This is a genomic window from Nocardioides pacificus (assembly GCF_054775955.1).
This window is the reverse complement of record NZ_BAAHCI010000005.1, coordinates 486,884-504,799: the sequence shown is the minus strand read 5'-3', so window position 1 is coordinate 504,799 and position 17,916 is coordinate 486,884. Positions and strand designations below refer to the sequence as shown.

The following is a 17,916-nucleotide window of genomic DNA, read 5'->3' as shown; positions in this document are numbered from 1 at the left end:
TGCAGCTACCGGTCCGGCGGGGGTACGTCGGGAGCGGGGTCCTGCGCCTCGGCCGCACGTCGAGGGCGGTCGCGGGTGACGTCGAGTGTCCCGGTGTGGTCACGCAGGTACTGATATCTCTGCGGGCTGGTCCACAGATACGTGCCGGGGTCGATGACGGTGTAGGTCCACGGCGAATGGGTTTTGTGCCGGTGATGCCGCCGGCATAGCGGGGCGAGATTGCAGGAGCAGGTGCTTCCGCCGGCGGCGTGTTCTCGGACGTGGTCGCAGTCGGCACGGTGCCCATCAGGTCTGAGCTTGCGGGCTGGTCGGGTGCACCACGGGAACACGCAGCTGTGGTTGATCAACGCGACGCGTTCGACGAGGCGGTCGGGGACCTCGTAGGCGTTGACGTGGACGTGGTCCTCGAGATCGATGACCGGCTTCACGGTGACCTGGGTGTCGGGGTTGGAGCACCAGTCGCGGACCTGGTCGACCGAGACGAAGGAGCGGGTGTTCTCCACCCGGGCGAGGTGGATCCCGTTCCGGCCCCCATCGCCATCAGCGTCGACGCTGTTGTCGAGGCCCCGGGCGCGGAGGGCGTCGTGGGAGAGGTGGACGTAGAGCACCACCTGGCGGGGACGACGCGCTGTCCCGCGCGTGGGGGCCGCACTGTCGGAGGTCGTAGAGGATGAGCGCGGTTGATCGGGAGCGCTGGTGGGTGAGTCGGATCCACCGCGCTGAGCCGGTGCGGCGACATCGTCGGTGGTGCCGGGCTCGGCAGCGGTGTTGTTGAGGTCGAACGCCAGCTGTTGGCGGGCGAGGTCCGCGACCGCCTTCGCCCGACGGGCACCGAGGGGCTCCTCCGAGCCCAGGGCACGCTGCGCCTCTGCACCCGCTGTCACGGCGGCGTCGAGGTCCATCGCGTCCGCGATGTCCAGCTCGCCGCGGATCTGCATGGTGCCGTCGTAGGACACCTGGTCGGTGTCCACATCGAAACAGCGACCGTCAGCCGCGTTGCGGCGGCGCTGCTCGGCGTCCTCGGGCTGGAACCGGACCCGGGCCTCCTCGATCAACCGATCCAGGGCAGCGACACCGATCTTGTGGGCCACCGATGCGACGTGACGGTCCACGAACGCCGCGCCCTCGGGCACGAGGCTCATCGTGGCGTCCGCGATCCGTCGCGCCTTCCACGCCACCAGATCACCGGCACACACCCGCGCCCACACCTTGGGAAGGCGGTAGCGCAGCTCCACGGCCTGGCCGACGTAGCGGTTGCCGGCGTCGGTGGACATGCCGACGGCGAGAGCGAACTCGGTGATCGCGAACTCCGCCACCAAAGGGGCACCCTCCCCGGCGATGGGGAGGCCGTGGTCGCCGTAACCGTCGTGGACCAGCGCGGCGTCGGCGAGGGAGTCGACCGAGTGCATGGCGGCCCAGTCGACGGCGAGCTGGAGCTGCTCGACCTCGGCCCGGTCGGCCGTGGTGCGGCGTGCCCGGGCAGCCTCGAGCACCGCGGCGGCGGTGTCGGGGGCTGTCTGGGTCATGGATCTATTGGATCTGCGACCACCGACATTCCCAGGGCCAGAAGCGGGGCGACGCGCAGACTGTGGAGAACTTTTTTCGCGGGTGGGTCTCGACGTCGGTTGCTGCGCAACCTGCTCGACCAACGAACGGGCCTACGCAACCTGCCCGACCAGCGTCGGACGGTCAACTAGTACCAAGACCACAACGAGAACGCGCTCGCCACAAGCACAGGCGGCGTGGATCGCAGGGGATCGGCACGTCGGGCGCTGCTGACACCCTGCTCGTCCTCGAGGTGGAGTCCTACCTCGAGGACGACGTACGCGGTCGTCGACGGTCGGTAGCCGGGGAGGCTAGGACAGCCGCCGCTCGAGACGGCTCAGCACCCTTGCTCGACACCCTTGCACGTGCCGTGATTCTCCTTGACCACGTCCCAACCCGGGCCGCCGTTGAAGATGCCGTTGTTGACGATGACGAGGTCGGCGTCTCGCCCGCCGTTGACGATGCCGTCGTTCCTTGCGACCCGGTCCTGGCCGTCACCGCCATTGAAGGTTCCGTCGTTGACCGAGCCCACGGGGATGTAGTCGTTGCCGGGCCCTCCGTTGAACACCCCGCCGTTGACGACCTCGACATAGTCGTTGCCCTGCCCCCCGTCGAAGCGACCGCTCGAGTTGGGGCCGGCGTGGTCATCGCCCGGCCCGCCTGCGAAGTAGGCCTCGTTCGGTCCTGCGCAGTCCTGGCCGGTGCCGCCCTTGAAGACCAGCCAGTTCTCACCGACGCAGTCGTTCCCGGGCCCGCCGTACATCCAACCCCAGTTGTCCGAGAGACCGTCGTCGCCCGTGAACCCGCACCACACAGGGATTCTCTCTCCGGGCTGCACCGGCCCAGCTCCGTTGGACTCGCCGGATTGGTCGTCTCCCAGGGTCCCCCCGGTGAACGTGGCGTTCTGCAGGCTCAACTCGTCACCGAGATCACCGTTGGCCCTGACAACGCCGATGCAAGCCCAACCCACGGGCGACAGTCCGTCACCAGCCGCAACCACAGGTGCCGGCGAGAGCACCAGCCCCGGCGCGGCGAGTGCCAAAATTGCTCCAAACCCAATCACCATGTGCCTCCGCGAGAGAGTGCCGTGCTCGACGGTCGTCACAAAGGATGCTAGGACGACCACACCTCACCTCACATCATCGAACTTGCGGATGTGCGCAGTCGTGCCTTCCTCCTCCACCGCGGTGACACTCGCTCGTCAGCCTCAGGAATGGGGGCTGAAATGCACGAAGGCCCCGGGAGAACCCGGGGCCTTCATCACGTGCGCGAGGGGGGAGTTGAACCCCCACGTCCTTTCGGACACACGGACCTGAACCGTGCGCGTCTGCCTATTCCGCCACTCGCGCGTGAAGCATCCGAAGGTTATCCCAGCGCCGCCGACATTCCCAAACCAGCGTGGCAGGCCCGCTGCCACGTGGCCTCTCGAGGGACCTGCGAGGGCGGGTCCCCCGCCGGTGCGGCCCACATCGCTACCATCGGTCGCAGTCCCGGTGTGCCGGGACCCTTCGCCCTGCGTCTCAAGTCCCCACCAACGGGGTACGACGGTGCAGGCACGTGGCCGGCAGCCGCCGGAGGCGGACGACGAGAGGAGGCGGACGGTGAGCAAGCTCCAGGACTTCGAGAACAGGCTGGAGCAGATGATCTCCGGCGTCTTCGCCCGCGCGTTCCGTAGCGCGGTGCAGCCGGTGGAGATCTCCGCGGCCCTGCAGCGCGAGGTCGACAACAACGCGCAGATCCTCAGCCGCGACCGGCGACTGGTCCCCAACGACTTCCACGTGGAGCTCTCCGCCACCGACCTCGAGCGGCTCGCGCCGTACGACTCCGCGATGGCCACCGAGCTCACCAACACGCTGCGCGACCACGCCGAGCAGCAGAGCTATGTGTTCCCCGGCCCGGTGTCGATCGCGTTCGAGACGGCCGAGGACCTCACCACCGGCCGCTTCCGGATCCGCAGCCGCGCCCAGGCCAAGGTGACCAGCAACCCCAATGTCCCCCCCACCGGCCCCTCGACCGGTGCCGTACGACGCACCCGGGCCGTGCTGGAGATCAACGGGACCCGGCACCCGCTCCCCTCGTCCGGGGCCGTCGTGGGCCGGGGCACCGACGCTGACATCCGGATCAACGACCCGGGGATCAGCCGGCGCCACATCGAGTTCCGCGTCGGGGAGCGCCAGGACGGCCTGCCGCAGCTCGCCGTACGCGACCTCGGCTCGACCAACGGCATGCTCGTCGACGGCGCCAAGGTCGCCCAGTCCCCTCTCGACGACGGGTCGAGCGTGAAGATCGGCAACACCACCATGACCGTCCGCTTCGTGACCGACGGGGAGGCCGGCGGTGTCTGAGCTGACGCTGTTCCTGATCCGCATCGCCTATCTCGCGATCCTGTGGATCTTCGTGATCTCCGCGGTCTCGGTGATCCGCTCCGACATGTTCGGCGCCCGGGTCCCGCAGGCCGACCGGGCCGCCGACCGCGCGGCGCGCAAGAGCCAGAAGGCGGCCCAGAAGTCCGGCAAGCCCCCGAGCCGCAAGCGCGGCGCGCCTACCCACGTCCTCGTGGTGGAGGGGGCGAACGCCGGCGAGCGCGCCGACCTCGACCAGGCGCCGGTGCTGATCGGGCGCGGCAGTGACGCCGCCATCCGGCTCGACGACGACTACGTCTCGACCCGCCACGCGCGGATCGCGGCCTCCAACGACCAGTGGTTCGTGGAGGACCTCGGGTCGACCAACGGCACCTACATCGGCAGCGCCCGCATCACCCAGCCCACGACCCTGAATCTCGGGACCCAGGTCCGGATCGGCAAGACGATCCTCGAGCTGCGCAAGTAAGGCCACGATGACCTCGACCGATTCCACGCCGGACATGGCCACGACGCTGCGGCTGAGGTATGCCGCGCTCTCCGACGTCGGACGGGTCCGCAAGGACAACCAGGACTCCGGCTACGCCGGGCCGTGGCTGCTCACCGTCTGCGACGGGGTCGGCGGTGCCGCGCGCGGCGACGTCGCCTCCAGCACGGCCGTGCAGCAGCTGCGCAAGCTCGACGAGCCCCCCACGACGGGTGCGACCGGCGAGGAGCTGCTGGCCCTGGTCGCCGGTGCCCTGCACCGCGCCCACGACCGGATCGCCGAGCTCGTCGACGAGGACCCGGCGCTCAACGGCACCAGCACCACGGCGACCGTGGCGCTCTTCGACGGCCACCAGATCGGCGTCGCCCACGTGGGCGACAGCCGCGCCTACCTGCTGCGTCAGGGCACGCTGGCCCAGCTCACCAAGGACCACACGTTCGTCCAGAGCCTGATCGACGAGGGCCGGATCACCGAGCCCGAGTCGCGGGTGCACCCCCACCGCAACCTGATCCTCAAGGCGCTCGACGGCGTCCACGAGACCGACCCGGACCTCTTCCACGTGGACCTGGCCGCCGGCGACCGGCTGCTGCTGTGCAGCGACGGTGCGAGCGGCGTCCTCGACGACGCCCGGCTGGCCGACATCCTCGGCACCGGCAGCCCCGACTACGCCGCGGTCGAGCTGGTCCGCGCGAGCCTGGAGGCCGGCAGCTCCGACAACGTCACCTGCGTCGTCGCCGACGTCGTCGCCGCCGAGCAGTCGGAGGAGGCAGCCGAAGGCGCCGAGGAGCTCCAGCCGCTGCTCGTCGGTGCGGCCGCCGACCTCCCCCGCCGCCGCTCGGGCGGGCTCTTCCGGGGTCACCGCTCCGGGGACACCGGCGAGCTGGAGGCCGTCGAGGCCGACCTGCCGCCCGACGTACCCTTCGCGATCCCCTCGGACCCGCTCGACCCCGAGCAGATGCGCTACGCCCCCCGGCCGCCGCGGCGCTTCGTGTGGCTCAAGCGCGCCCTGCTCGGCCTGGTCGTGATCGGCCTCCTCTGGGTGGTCGTGGCCGCGGCCTGGTCATGGAGCCAGAGCCAGTACTACGTCGCCGAGAACGACGGCGTGGTCTCCATCTATCGCGGCCTCGACGCCGACATCCCTGGCCTGGAGCTCTCGCACGCCTACGAGGACACCGACGTCGAGCTCAACCGGCTCTCGAGCTATCACGCCACGCAGGTCCGCGAGGGCATCCCCGCCGACGGCCTCGACGACGCCCGCCGCATCGTCGACAACCTGGCCGAGAAGCAGGGCGACGCGCCCACGGACGAGGATCCCGAGGCCACCTCGGACCCGACCTCCACACCCGGGACCAGCGACACCCCCACGCCGTCGGAGCCCAGTGAGAGCAGCCAGCCGCTGACCGGCACGGAGCTCGGGTGAGTGGGCACCAGATGGCCCGGCAGCATGCAGCTCAGCCCGGCTCCCTGATGGGCTTCGTGCACCGACGTCGGCGCGGTGCGGAGCTCTTCCTGCTCGTGCTCGCCCTGCTCGTCGGCATCGGCGCCTACGCCGCGGTCGGCCTGGGCGTCAACGGCGAGGTCCCCACCAACCTGATCGGGTACGGCGGCTGGCTGGCCGCGCTCGTCGTCGCCGCCCACGTGGTCGTCCGCTTCACCGCGCCGTACGCCGACCCGGTGCTGCTGCCCGTCGTCGCCGCCCTCAACGGCCTCGGCCTCGCGGTCATCCACCGCCTGGACCTGGCCGAGGACACGAGCAACGCCCCCCAGCAGCTGATCTGGATGACGCTGGGGGTCGCGCTCTTCGTGGGCGCCCTGGTGTTCCTGCGCGACCACCGGGTCCTGCAGCGCTTCACCTACACCTGCGGCCTCTCCGCGATCGTGCTGCTGCTGCTGCCGATGCTGCCCATCATCGGCAAGAGCGTGAACGGCGCGCGGATCTGGATCAACGTCGGACCGTTCAGCTTCCAGCCGGGCGAGGTCGCCAAGGTCCTGCTCGTCGTCGCCTTCGCGGGCTACCTCGTGCTGCACCGTGACGCGCTGGCCCTGGCCGGGCGACGCCTGGTCTTCATCGACCTCCCCCGCGGCCGCGACCTGGGCCCGATCCTCGCGATGTGGGCGATCAGCCTCGGCATCCTCGTCTTCCAGCGCGACCTCGGCTCCAGCCTGCTGTTCTTCGGCCTCTTCCTGATCCTGCTGTACGTCGCGACCGAGCGCCCCGGGTGGCTCGTCGTGGGCGGGCTGCTCTTCTTCAGCGGCGCCTTCGCGGCGTACTCGCTCTTCGGGCACGTGCAGAACCGCGTCAACATCTGGCTGGACCCGATGGACTACTACGACCAGTCCCCCGGCAGCGGCCAGATCGTGGAGTCGATGTTCGGGATGGCCTGGGGCGGGCTGATCGGCCGCGGCTTCGGCGGGGGCAGCCCCGACCGGGTGCCCTACGCCGAGTCCGACTTCATCATCGGGGCGATCGGCGAGGAGCTCGGCCTCACCGCGGTGATGGCCGTGATCCTGATGTACGGCCTGATCGTCGAGCGGGCCCTGCGCGCCGCCCTGGTCTGCCGCGACGGCTTCGGCAAGCTGCTGGCCACCGGCCTCGCCGGCGTCTTCGCCCTGCAGGTCTTCGTGGTCATCGGCGGCGTCACCAAGCTGATCCCGCTGACCGGCCTCACCACCCCCTTCCTCTCCTACGGCGGCTCCTCCCTCGTCGCGAACTGGGTGATCATCGCGTTGCTCCTGCGCATCTCCGACCAGGCCCGCCGTCCCGTGCCCGACCTGTCGGTCGACCTCACCAAGCACGACGACGAGGCCACCCAGGTGGTGAAGCTCGGGTGAACAAGCCGATCCGCACGATCGCGGTCTTCTGCCTGCTGCTCTTCGCGGCGCTGATGATCAACTCGACCTGGCTGCAGTACGTCCGCGCCGGCGAGCTCGGCGACGACCCGCGCAACCGCCGCGTCGTCGAGGCGGCGTTCTCCCGCGAGCGCGGCGCGATCATCGTCGAGCGCGACACCGTGGCCGAGAGCGTCCCCTCCGACGACAAGTACCAGTTCCAGCGCAAGTACCCCGCGCCGCTGAAGTACGCCCACCTGACCGGCTACTTCTCCTTCTTCAGCCAGGCCGGCATCGAGCGGACCCAGAACGCCGTGCTCTCGGGCGACGACTCCCGACTCTTCGTCAACCGACTCGTCGACCTGCTCAGCAACGCCGAGCCCGAGGGGGGCAGCGTGCAGCTCACCATCGACCGGCAGGCCCAGGACGCGGCCTACGAGGGCCTCACCGCCCTCGGCGGCAGCACCCGGGGCGCCGTGGTCGCGCTCGAGCCGTCCACCGGCAAGATCCTCGCCTCCGTCTCGCTGCCGACCTACGACCCCAACCGGCTCGCCGACCACGACCTCGGCGCGGTCGACAAGGTCTACAAGCAGCTCAACTCCGCCGACGACGAGCCGCTGCTCAACCGCGCCACCCAGACCACGCTGCCCCCCGGGTCGACGTTCAAGCTGGTCACCGCGGCGGCGGCCATCGAGACCGGCAACTACGACGCCGACGCTCTCGTGCCGGGCGGCGCCAGCTATGAGCTCCCGCTGACCTCCACCTCGATCGGCAACGGCGGCCGCAGCTGTGGCACCGACAAGATCCCGATGACCCAGGCCATGCAGCAGTCCTGCAACACCACCTTCCTCGCCCTGGCCGACGAGCTGGGCGCCGACAAGATGCGCGCCCAGGCCGAGGCGTTCGGGTTCAACAGCACCTACCTCGACGACCTGCCGATGGCGCAGAGCGTCTATCCCGACAACGCCGACGCCGCCCAGAACGCGCTGACCGGGATCGGCCAGTGGGACGTGCGGGCCACGCCGCTGCAGATGGCGATGGTGGTCGCGGGCATCGCCAACGGCGGAGTGGTGATGAAGCCCTACGTCGTCGACGAGGTCCGCTCACCCGACCTCGAGGTCCTCGACAAGATCGACCCCGAGCAGCTCTCCCGGGCCGTGGAGTCGTCCACCGCCACCGAGTTGCAGAAGATGCTGGTGGCCACCGTCGAGAGCGGGACGGCGACCCCGGCCGCCATCCCCGGCGTCGAGGTCGGTGGCAAGACCGGCACGGCGGAGAGCTGTGACGAGTGCCGTCCCTACGCCTGGTTCGTGTCGTTCGCCAAGGACGAGGACAGCGACCGTGAGGTGGCCGTCGCCGTCATGCTCGAGGACCTGGACTCCTCGATCACCGAGATCGCCGGTGGCCAGCTCGGTGGACCGATCGCCAAGTCAGTCATGGAGGCGGTGATGGACCAGTGAACGGACCCGAGACCGGCACCAGCGGACGCTTCGTCGACGACGCGCACCGCTATCAGCTGGAGTCGCGGATCGCGACGGGTGGGATGGGCGAGGTGTGGCGCGCCCGCGACACCGTGCTCGATCGCGTGGTGGCCGTGAAGCTGCTCAAGGCGGAGTACGCCGACGACGCGACCTTCCGCTCCCGCTTCGAGACCGAGGCCCGGCACGCCGCCGCCCTGCACCACCCGGGCGTGGCCGCGGTGTTCGACTTCGGCGAGGCCTCCTCGCTCGACGGCTCCGGCGTCCCGAGGCCCTACCTCGTGATGGAACTCGTCGACGGCCAGCCGCTCTCCGCGCTGCTGCGCCCTGGCTCCCCGCTCGACGCGCGCGCGACGCAGAGCCTGATGGCAATGGCCGCCGACGCGATCGGCGCCGCGCACGTCGCCGGGATCGTGCACCGCGACGTGAAGCCGGCCAACCTGCTCGTCACACCCGACAAGACGCTGAAGATCACCGACTTCGGCATCGCCCGGGCGATGGAGGGGATGGCGCTCACCCAGACCGGACAGGTGATGGGCACCCCGCAGTACCTCTCCCCGGAGCAGGCGCGTGGCCAGACCGCCACGCCCGCCTCCGACGTCTACTCCCTCGGCGTGGTCGCCTTCGAGTGCCTCGCGGGCCGACGCCCGTTCGTCGGCGACACCCCGGTCACCACTGCGCTGGCCCACCTGCGCGAGCCGGTGCCCGAGCTGCCCGACTTCGTCCCCGCCGACCTCGCGTACGTCGTACGCCGGGCGCTGGCGAAGGACCCTGCCGACCGCTTCCCCGACGGTGCCAGCCTCGCCGCCGCCTTCCGGGACCCGGCAGGCGCCGCTGCCGGCGCCGGCTCGGCGGCCGAGCGCACCACGGTCCTGGGGGCGGCAGCCGCCGTACCGGCTGCCGACGCCACCCAGGTGATGCCGGCGACCGGCGCCCTCCCCGCCCAGCCCACCGGGCCGGTGCCGGCGCCGCCTCGGGAGGAGGACGAGGGCAAGCAGTCCGTCTGGCCCTGGATGCTGCTCGGGGCCGCGGTCGCCGTGCTGGTGCTCATCGCGTTCCTGCTCTTCGGAGGCGAGGACGACGACACCGAGCCCAACCGGGAGCCGACCCAGCGCCCAACCCGCTCCGCGACGCAGAACCCGAGCCAGGACGCCACCATCGAGATCGACGAGGACGACTATCTCGGACGCGACGTCGACGAGGTCGAGGCCGAGCTCGACGGCCTCGGGCTCGAGGTGCGCACCGAGGAGGTCGGCAACCCCGGTGACGAGGGCGAGAACCTCGTCGAGGGCGTCAACCCGAGCGGCAGCCTCAGCGAGGGCGACACCGTCACCGTCACCTTCTGGGGGCCGGTCCCCGAGGAGCCGGAGCCCGAGCCGGAGCCCGAACCGGAGCCCCAGCCGACGGAGCCCTCCGCGGAGCCGACCCCGAGCGACAGCCCGTCGCCGACCCCGACGCAGCCCGCCACCAGCGCGCCCAGCGACGCCGGCACCACCGCGCCCGACGCCCGTCCCCAGACCACTCCCGACATGCAAGTGACCCCCCAGACGCAGAGCCCGAGCGCAGGGTGAGAGGGCAGCACCGATGACGAACCAGGGGTCCACCCCCGGACCGAAGCTCGTAGGCGGACGCTACGAGCTCGCCGAGCTGCTCGGACGAGGCGGCATGGCCGAGGTCCGCAAGGGCACCGACCTCCGGCTAGGGCGCACGGTCGCGGTCAAGCGGCTGCGCACCGACCTCGCCAGCGACTCGACCTTCCAGGCGCGGTTCCGTCGCGAGGCGCAGTCGTCGGCCTCCCTGAACCATCCGGCAATCGTCTCGGTCTACGACACCGGCGAGGAGTGGTCGGAGCCCGACGGCCACGGCCACGCCGGCGTCGCCCAGCCCTACATCGTGATGGAGTACGTCGCGGGGCGCACGCTGCGCGAGATCCTGCGCGAGGGCCGCAAGATCCTGCCCGAGCGCGCGCTCGAGATCACCAGCGGCGTGCTGTCCGCCCTCGACTACTCCCACCGCGCGGGGATCATCCACCGCGACATCAAGCCCGGCAACGTGATGCTCACCCCGTCGGGCGACATCAAGGTGATGGACTTCGGCATCGCCCGCGCCGTCTCCGACGCCTCGTCGGCGATGACCCAGACGGCCGCGGTCGTCGGCACCGCGCAGTACCTCTCCCCCGAGCAGGCCCGCGGCGAGACCGTCGACTCCCGCTCCGACGTCTACTCGACCGGCTGCCTGCTCTACGAGCTGCTCACCGGCCGCCCGCCGTTCATGGGCGACAGCCCGGTCGCGGTCGCCTACCAGCACGTGCGCGAGCCAGCCACTCCCCCGTCGCACCACGACACCGATCTCCCGCCGGAGATCGACGCCATCGTGATGAAGTCGCTCGCCAAGCGCGTCGAGGACCGCTATCAAAGCGCCGCCGCGATGCGCAGCGACATCGAGCGCTACCTCGCCGGCCGGCCCGTCCAGGCTCCCGCCGTCGCCGCCGACCCCACTGATCAGTTCCCGGCCGCCTCGACCGGACAGCACCCGACCAGCGTCGCCGCCGCCACGCCGTACCGCCCCGAGGAGGAGAAGCAGCGCGGCGGTCGCGCGTGGCTGATCGCGCTGGCAGCCCTGCTGCTGCTGGTCCTGGGCGGCGTCGCGGCGTACCTCGTCGCGCAGTCGGCGCCCGAGCGGATCCAGGTCCCCGACCTCAGCACGATGACCGAGGAGGAGGCCCGCGCCGCCATCGGCGATGTCGGCCTCACCGTGGGAGGCATCGACGAGGAGAGCAGCGACGACGTCCCCTCGGGCCAGGTCATCGACCAGGACCCGACGGCCGGCTCGTTCGTCGACGCCGACTCCGCCGTGTCGTTCACGGTGTCCCTGGGCAAGCCGCAGGTCGAGGTCCCCTTCGTCCTCGGGCAGGACAGGATCGCGGCCCGGGACACCCTGCGCGAGGCCGGGCTGGGGGTGAAGATGGTCGAGCGCGAGGACGACGAGGATCGGGGCGAGGTCCTCGAGACCCAACCCGCCCCGGGCACGGCCGTCGCCGAGGGCACCGTGGTCACCGTCTTCTACTCCGACGGTCCCGAAGAGGTCCCGAACGTCGTCGGCATGGACGTCAAGAAGGCGACCGAGCTGATCGAGGCCGCGGACTTCGTCGTCAAGGTCATCGAGAGCGACGACACGGAAGAGAAGAAGGGCACGGTCCTCGAGCAGAACCCGCTGGGCAGCGAGACCGCCGCCAACGGCGCGACCGTGTTCCTGGTCGTCTCCTCCTTCGTGCCCGAGGAGAAGCCCAGCGAGACGCCGTCCCCGACCGAGACGCCGAGTGAGACCCCGCCAGGACCGCCGACGGACCTGCCGACCCCCTGACGACCGCCTGAGGACCCGATCAGGCGTCGGTGTCGGGCACGGCCTCGGCGTACTGCAGGTCGACCAGGCCGTCGTAGGCCGGGGCGGTGATGTCGTAGTCGAGATCGAGGTCCCAGCCGATCAGGATCTCGGGGTTCTGCGACTGCTCGCGATAGGTGGAGACGTCGTCGTCCGCCGCCAGCGCGGCCAGGATCTCCCCCTGATCACCGACCGCGGAGATCACGAACGGCTGGGGGTAGGGGACGCTCTGCAGCCGCACGGAGTTGCCCTCGCACTTGATCCCGGTGGTCGACACGATCCGCTGACCGGCGATCGTGATCGCGCTGGCGCCGCCCTTCCACATCGCGTTGACGACCGCCTGGATGTCCTGCTGATGCACCACCAGCAGGTTCTCCGGGGTGTCCTCGGGCACCGTGTCCGGTGAGTCCGAGAGCGTGACGGTGACGCCGGGGCCCTCGCGGGGGACCAGGCCCGCAGGATCCTCGAGTCGCTGCATGCGATGGCGGTAGCGGCGCACGGTGGTGTCATCGACGCTCTGGCTGAGCTTCTCGATGTCCTCGGTCAGCTCGGCCACCCGATCGCGCTTCTCCTCGACCTGCTTGCTCTCCGCACTCACCAGGGAGGCCAGGTCGGTGTAGCGCCCGGGCCGCAGATCGGTCCCCTGGCTGTTCTCGGCACTCGCCACGAAGAGCGCGCCGCTCAGCGCGAAGACGAGGGGGGTGGCCACCCGCCAGGTGCGCCGGCCGCTGCCACGCGGGCCGGTCAGCGGCGAGACCGCGAGAGCCCCCAACCGGCGGATCCGTCCTCCTCGCGACGCCTTCGCTCCCGACGCGTCCGGCGCGTCCGGGTGGTCAGCGTGAGAACCGGGAGTCATGACGACTACGCTAGCCCGCGACGCGTGAGGAATCACCGTCAGCCCGTCCGTGAAGCCAAGGAGTTCTGGTGTCCAAGCCGAAGGCCCACCATCCGACCGACATCGATCCCATCGCGGGGAAGGTGTTCTCGGTCCGCTTCCTGCTGATGCTGGTGCTCGTCGCCGTGGGCATCGCGTGGATCGCCTTCTACTACTCGACCGTGCGCGTCGCGCCGCTGTCGGACGCCGAGCCCGGCGGGCCCGCCTTCATGGACATCGGGAAGTGGAACTACCTCATCGGCTTCGCGATGATCATGGTCGGCCTCGGCGTGGCCGCCCACCCCTCGACGCCCCTGGGCCGCGGGCGCGGCGTGGTCGTCGGGATGCTCGGCTGCTTCCTGATCGGCCTGCTGTGGATCTGCACGTTCTATGTCTTCAGTGGCACCAAGCTCGACGACGTCTGGGTCCTCAACGACCTCGACCAGTGGAACCTCGTCGTCGGCATCGGCTTCATGGCCGTGGGCTTCGCCTACGCCACCCGCTGGGAGTGAGCCGACTCCCCCGCCGAGGGCCCAACTGAGTGCTGCGACGACGAAGGCCCGGACCGTTCGGTCCGGGCCTTCGTCGTACCCGATATAGGGGTTTGTCCACATTGGGGATAACTCCTGTGGAGAACTTACAGCGGTGTTATTCACCGGTTATCCACAGGCTGTGCACAAGCCCTGGGGCCGATCAGCCGAGGGCCACCACCCGCAGCGCCGTGGCCGCGATCAGGAGGAGCAGCAGGGCGCCGAGCCCCACCGCCTGCCACACCGACCGGCCCGCCCGTGGGGCGTAGAGGATGATCGCGGCGGACAGCAGACCGCCGATCAGTCCCCCGAGGTGGCCCTGCCAGGAGATGAACTGGCTCCCGAGCACCGTGATCACCACGTTGATGCCGATCCAGCCCAGCAGGGGCGTGGCGTTGCCTCCCACCTTGAGCGTCAGGACGAGCAGCCCGCCCATCAGCCCGAAGATCGCTCCCGAGGCACCGAGCGTCGCGCTGGTCTCTGACGCCAGCCAGAGGACCACGACCGACCCCGCGAGCGCGGAGAGCAGGTAGAGCGCCAGGAAGCGCACCCGCCCGATCGCCTGCTCCAGCTGGGGTCCGAGGACCCACAGCGCGAGCATGTTGAAGCCGATGTGCATCGGCTCGACGTGGGCGAACGCGCTGGTGAGCATCTGCCACAGCGCGCCGTCGGCGACACCGGGCGTCCACAGTCCGTCCCCGGGCGGGTTCGTCCACCTCAGGCACGCGGACTCCGAGTCCAGGGCGAAGGTGCCGTCAGCCTTCTGCCGCGACTCACAGGTGCCGATGGGCGACAGCGCGAGGCGATAGAACCACGAGCTGGCCTGCCCTCCGGTGGCGAGCAGCGCCAACCAGACCCCGGCGTTCATCACGATCAGCACGATCGAGGTCAGTGCCGGGTTGGCCGACGGCTTCCCGCCGTACGGCGCACGCCCGGCGCGCGTCTCGCGCGCCCCCTCGGCGATGCACCCCACGCACTGGAAGCCCACGGCGGCGTCGCGCATGCAGTCGGGGCAGATCGGCCGATCACACCGCTGGCAGCGGATGTAGGTCTCCCGGTCGGGGTGCCGATAGCAGGTCGGCACCCCGTCCCCCGGGGCCGGTTGCCCGGACATAGGGGGCGTGCTCAGGAGCGGACGACCTGGACCGTCTCGATGACGACGGGGTCGATCGGGCGGTCGCGGCCGTCGGTCTTGACCTTGTCGATGGCGTCCACGACGTCACGCGACGCCTGGTCGGCGACCTCACCGAAGATGGTGTGCTTGAAGTTCAGCCACGGCGCGGTGCCGGTGGTGATGAAGAACTGCGAGCCGTTGGTGCCGGGGCCGGCGTTGGCCATCGCGAGCAGGTAGGGCTTGTCGAAGACGAGCTCGGGGTGCGGCTCGTCCTTGAACGTGTAGCCCGGGCCGCCGGTGCCGGTGCCCAGCGGGCAGCCGCCCTGGAGCATGAAGCCCGCGATGATGCGGTGGAAGCCGAGGCCGTCGTAGAACGGACCGGTCTTGCCACCGTCGGCCTTGTAGTCCTTGGTCCCCTCCGCGAGGCCGACGAAGTTGTCGACCGTCTCCGGTGCGTGGTTGGGGAACAGGTTGATGACGATGTCACCCTGGTTGGTCTTGATGGTGGCCTGCAGGTCAGCCATGTCTGCCTCTCGATGGACGATTGATGCGGGTTCGATCCTCCCACGATCGACCAACCCGGCCATTGTGGGTACTGCAACAGCACAAGCCCCCGGGTTCCGCGTGTCGGGACCCGTTTGTCCGGGCATGATCGAATGAATGTGACACGACAAGAGGAAGGCCACCATGGGCATCCGCAAGAAGAAGTCCGTCATCGACCAGGCCATCGACCAGGCGACTGAGTTCGCCGAGTCCGTTCGCCCCCAGATCGAGTCCGCGCTGGTCACCGCCAAGGAGAAGGCCGGTCCCGCACTGGCCGACGCACAGAAGCGCGCTGCCGAGCTCTCCGCCGAGGCACGTGTGAAGGCGGCGCCGATGCTGGCCGACGCGCGTGAGCGTGCCGCCGAGCTCTCCGCCGAGGCACGTGAGAAGGCCACCCCCCTCATCGCCGAGGGCCGCACCAAGGCCGCGGCCGGCGCCGCCGTCGGCGCGGCGTACGCCGCCGAGAAGGCAGCGCACGGCAAGGAGCTCGCCGCCACGAAGATCGCCGAGCTGAAGGCCGAGCCGGAGCCGGAGCCCAAGGGCGGCAAGCTGCGCAAGATCGTGCTGTTCAGCCTGTTCGCCGGGCTGGCCGCGTTCGTCGTGAAGAAGCTCACGGCCGACAAGTCGTCGGACAACTGGCAGTCGTCCTACACGCCGACGCCGCCGTCCCAGACGACCTCGCCGACCACCCCCGCCAGCCCCGTCGCCACCGCGGCTGCGGCCGTCGAGGAGGACGACCGCGCGGCCGCGTCGCCCGACGAGGCACTCTCGGACGCGACCGACGAGCCGCACCGGCCGACCACGCCCGACGCTCCTGCCGAGGTCATCGACATCGACCCCGACAACCGCGCCTGAGTCACTGCTCGATCACTGCTGAGTCATCGGGACTCAGCTATCTGGACCGGCCGGAGGGAAGCTCCTCCGGCCGGTTCTGCGCTATCCAGACGTCGATGCGCTCCCACCAGTCGTAGAGCCACTCGATGCGCTCCTCGCGTCCGGCCGGGATCTCGGCGCGCGGCACCTGCCACCAGCGCATCACGATCTGCTTGTCCATCGGCAGCTCGCGCCACACGTCGGCGACCGTCAGCAGGTGATCCAGCCCGGTGTGGGCGACCAGCACCACGTCGGCGTCCGGCGCGGCGTCGAGAGCGGCGATGAGACCGCCCGGCCGCGGGGCGAGGACGTGCGTCATCGCCTCGGCCCGGTCCGCCATCTTGTCGAGCCCCAGCTTGCGCAGCCGGCCGATCGCCCTCTCGCGGCGCTGCGGGGTGAAGTTGCCGCCCTCGGGGAAGATCACGAACGCGTCGTTCTCGTCGAGCCCCTGCGCCAGCTCCGCGATCTGCGACTCCAGGTCCTCCCCGGCTGCCGGGTTGGGGGAGATGAATCGCGCCGGCACCCGGCGCAGCAGGACGTCGATCATCGGGTCCCAGGCCAGGGTGTCCTTGAGGACGACGCGCGGCTCGCGGTGATACCAGTGCAGCAGCGCATACATCAGCGTGAAGGAATCGCCGGGTCCTGCGTGCCGGCAGCAGACGAGCAACGGACGGCCGGGGTGGGCGTCCGGGGCGGGCCCCTCGGTGAGGATCCGCAAGCGCACGACCCGGCGTGCCTCGCGGAAGAACACCCACAGCAGCCCCTGCGCGAGGTCGTAGTGGATCCCTTCGAAGTACGGCGTTCGCATCCGCCAGCCGAACCCCGAGGAGATCCACCAGGCGAACATCACCACCAGCAGCACGCTCTCGCAGGTCAGGTAGACGATGGCCACCCACATCAGCCGCAGCGCCCGCCAGCGGCCCGGCACCAACGGGGAGATCGCGGCGGCCCCGATCAGCCACAGCGGGAGCGTCCCCCAGATGAGCACGGTCAGCGCGATGACCGCCGGGGCGAGCACCACGCGGCGCAGGAGTCTGACGAGGAGGGCGCTCCAGGTCACGTGCCGACCCCATGCTCGCGCAGATAGGCGAGCGACTCGTCGTACGTCGCGGTGATGCGCTGGTGCACGGAGGTGAAGTCGCGGTGGGCGAAGAGGGAGTCGTCGCGACTCGAGGTGCCGGCCGCGGGGAGCACGTGCGCCTCGACGTGCTCGGGCAGCTCGGCCATCTCGCGGACGAAGCGGTGCCGACGGGCGATCTCGAAGGAGACGCGGGCGACGTCCCAGGGCTTGCGCGGAGCCACCAGGGGGCGGTCGATGCGGCCCACCTGGAGGACGAAGACGCGGTCGGCGCCGAGCTGGACCGCGCGCCCCAACGGGATCGAGTTGACGATGCCGCCGTCGAGGAAGTGCTCGTCGCCGACCTTCGCCGGCGGCAGCAGCCCGGGTACGGCGGCGCTCGCGACCACCGCGTCGACCACCGGGCCGGTCGTGAACCAGTGCTCGGCTGCGCGCTCGATGCTGGCGGCGCACACCTGCAGCGGGACCTCGAGGTCCTCGAAGGCGAGCTCACCCAGCTCATCGCGCAGCCGCTGGGTGAGCGGCTTGGCAGAGTAGATGTGGGTGCCGGTCGACATCGCGCGCCGCACGGTGCGCAGCGGGCGGTCGCCGTACACGTCACCGGACTCGGCGGCGGCCTGCCACAGCTCGGTCAGCCGACCGATCACCGCGGCGCGGGGCTCGCGGGCGACCATGGCGCCGTTGATGGCGCCGATGCTGGTGCCGAGCACCAGATCGGGGACGACGCCGCGCTCGAAGAGCGCCTGCAGCATGCCGACCTCGGCCGCGCCGAGCACCCCACCACCGCCGAGGACGAAGGCGGTGGTGGTCACCTTCGAGAAGGT

Annotated in this window: 16 protein-coding genes and 1 tRNA gene; 9 read left to right on the top strand and 8 right to left on the bottom strand. The window is 70.5% G+C overall.

All coding sequences use genetic code 11. The annotated features are described in order from the left end of the window. Positions 1-5: 5 nt before the first annotated feature. From ACYU7L_RS04955 to ACYU7L_RS04945, 3 genes are all read right to left on the bottom strand, one after another. The gene (locus tag ACYU7L_RS04955; protein ID WP_460794164.1) at positions 6-1,526 is read right to left on the bottom strand and encodes an HNH endonuclease signature motif containing protein; all 1,521 of its coding nucleotides are present in this window, start codon (positions 1,524-1,526) and stop codon (positions 6-8) included. A gap of 356 nt (positions 1,527-1,882) precedes the next feature. Beyond that, positions 1,883-2,650, bottom strand: a complete 768-nt coding sequence (locus tag ACYU7L_RS04950; RefSeq protein WP_460794162.1) for a hypothetical protein — start codon at positions 2,648-2,650, stop codon at positions 1,883-1,885. Positions 2,651-2,810: 160 nt separating this feature from the next. Further along, positions 2,811-2,894 (bottom strand) — tRNA-Leu (locus ACYU7L_RS04945). Positions 2,895-3,146: 252 nt separating this feature from the next. On the opposite strand from ACYU7L_RS04945, the gene ACYU7L_RS04940 reads away from it, so the two are divergent. From ACYU7L_RS04940 to pknB, 7 genes are read left to right on the top strand one after another with little or no spacing between them, the layout of a single operon-like run. Further along, positions 3,147-3,890 carry an FhaA domain-containing protein gene (locus ACYU7L_RS04940; RefSeq protein WP_460794161.1) on the top strand — a complete coding sequence of 248 codons (744 nt, stop codon included), beginning with the start codon at positions 3,147-3,149 and terminating at the stop codon, positions 3,888-3,890. Continuing rightward, positions 3,883-4,374, top strand: coding sequence for an FHA domain-containing protein FhaB/FipA (locus tag ACYU7L_RS04935; RefSeq protein WP_460794160.1), 492 nt, complete (start codon positions 3,883-3,885; stop codon positions 4,372-4,374). Before ACYU7L_RS04940 ends, ACYU7L_RS04935 begins: the two co-directional genes overlap by 8 nt. A 7-nt stretch (positions 4,375-4,381) precedes the next feature. Beyond that, entirely contained in the window at positions 4,382-5,812 is a 1,431-nt protein-coding gene (locus ACYU7L_RS04930; protein WP_460794159.1) for a PP2C family protein-serine/threonine phosphatase, read from the top strand. An 11-nt stretch (positions 5,813-5,823) separates the two neighbouring features. Further along, positions 5,824-7,224, top strand: a complete 1,401-nt coding sequence (locus ACYU7L_RS04925; RefSeq protein WP_460796578.1) for an FtsW/RodA/SpoVE family cell cycle protein — start codon at positions 5,824-5,826, stop codon at positions 7,222-7,224. Further along, positions 7,221-8,681 (top strand): peptidoglycan D,D-transpeptidase FtsI family protein, encoded by a 1,461-nt coding sequence (locus ACYU7L_RS04920; protein ID WP_460794158.1) that lies wholly within the window; start codon positions 7,221-7,223, stop codon positions 8,679-8,681. Before ACYU7L_RS04925 ends, ACYU7L_RS04920 begins: the two co-directional genes overlap by 4 nt. Continuing rightward, a complete protein-coding gene (locus ACYU7L_RS04915) occupies positions 8,678-10,270 on the top strand; it encodes a protein kinase domain-containing protein (protein WP_460794157.1) in 1,593 nt (530 codons plus the stop codon). Before ACYU7L_RS04920 ends, ACYU7L_RS04915 begins: the two co-directional genes overlap by 4 nt. Before the next feature lie 13 nt (positions 10,271-10,283). Beyond that, a complete protein-coding gene (gene pknB / locus ACYU7L_RS04910) occupies positions 10,284-12,062 on the top strand; it encodes a Stk1 family PASTA domain-containing Ser/Thr kinase (protein ID WP_460794156.1) in 1,779 nt (592 codons plus the stop codon). A gap of 19 nt (positions 12,063-12,081) precedes the next feature. Here pknB and ACYU7L_RS04905 read toward each other — a convergent pair whose 3' ends face one another. Then, complete coding sequence (locus tag ACYU7L_RS04905) at positions 12,082-12,936, bottom strand: DUF881 domain-containing protein (protein WP_460794155.1); 855 nt, start codon at positions 12,934-12,936, stop codon at positions 12,082-12,084. Positions 12,937-13,004: 68 nt separating this feature from the next. Here ACYU7L_RS04905 and ACYU7L_RS04900 point away from each other — a divergent pair, with 68 nt between their 5' ends. Beyond that, positions 13,005-13,466: a cell division protein CrgA gene (locus ACYU7L_RS04900; RefSeq protein ID WP_460794154.1), complete on the top strand. Its 462-nt coding sequence runs from the start codon at positions 13,005-13,007 to the stop codon at positions 13,464-13,466. Between the two features lie 181 nt (positions 13,467-13,647). Here the strand turns inward: ACYU7L_RS04900 and ACYU7L_RS04895 are convergent, their stop codons facing one another. Beyond that, on the bottom strand, positions 13,648-14,598 hold the full coding sequence (locus ACYU7L_RS04895; protein ID WP_460794153.1) for a rhomboid family intramembrane serine protease: 951 nt from the start codon (positions 14,596-14,598) through the stop codon (positions 13,648-13,650). A gap of 11 nt (positions 14,599-14,609) precedes the next feature. Next, a complete protein-coding gene (locus ACYU7L_RS04890; RefSeq protein ID WP_460794152.1) occupies positions 14,610-15,122 on the bottom strand; it encodes a peptidylprolyl isomerase in 513 nt (170 codons plus the stop codon). Between the two features lie 163 nt (positions 15,123-15,285). Here ACYU7L_RS04890 and ACYU7L_RS04885 point away from each other — a divergent pair, with 163 nt between their 5' ends. Continuing rightward, on the top strand, positions 15,286-15,996 hold the full coding sequence (locus ACYU7L_RS04885; protein WP_460794150.1) for a hypothetical protein: 711 nt from the start codon (positions 15,286-15,288) through the stop codon (positions 15,994-15,996). Between the two features lie 37 nt (positions 15,997-16,033). On the opposite strand, the gene ACYU7L_RS04880 is transcribed toward ACYU7L_RS04885, so the two are convergent. Together ACYU7L_RS04880 and ACYU7L_RS04875 are read right to left on the bottom strand one after the other, a co-directional pair. Then, positions 16,034-17,074 (bottom strand): 1-acyl-sn-glycerol-3-phosphate acyltransferase, encoded by a 1,041-nt coding sequence (locus tag ACYU7L_RS04880; protein WP_460794148.1) that lies wholly within the window; start codon positions 17,072-17,074, stop codon positions 16,034-16,036. Continuing rightward, on the bottom strand, positions 17,071-17,904 hold the full coding sequence (locus ACYU7L_RS04875; RefSeq protein ID WP_460794146.1) for a patatin-like phospholipase family protein: 834 nt from the start codon (positions 17,902-17,904) through the stop codon (positions 17,071-17,073). Before ACYU7L_RS04875 ends, ACYU7L_RS04880 begins: the two co-directional genes overlap by 4 nt. Positions 17,905-17,916 lie beyond the last annotated feature (12 nt).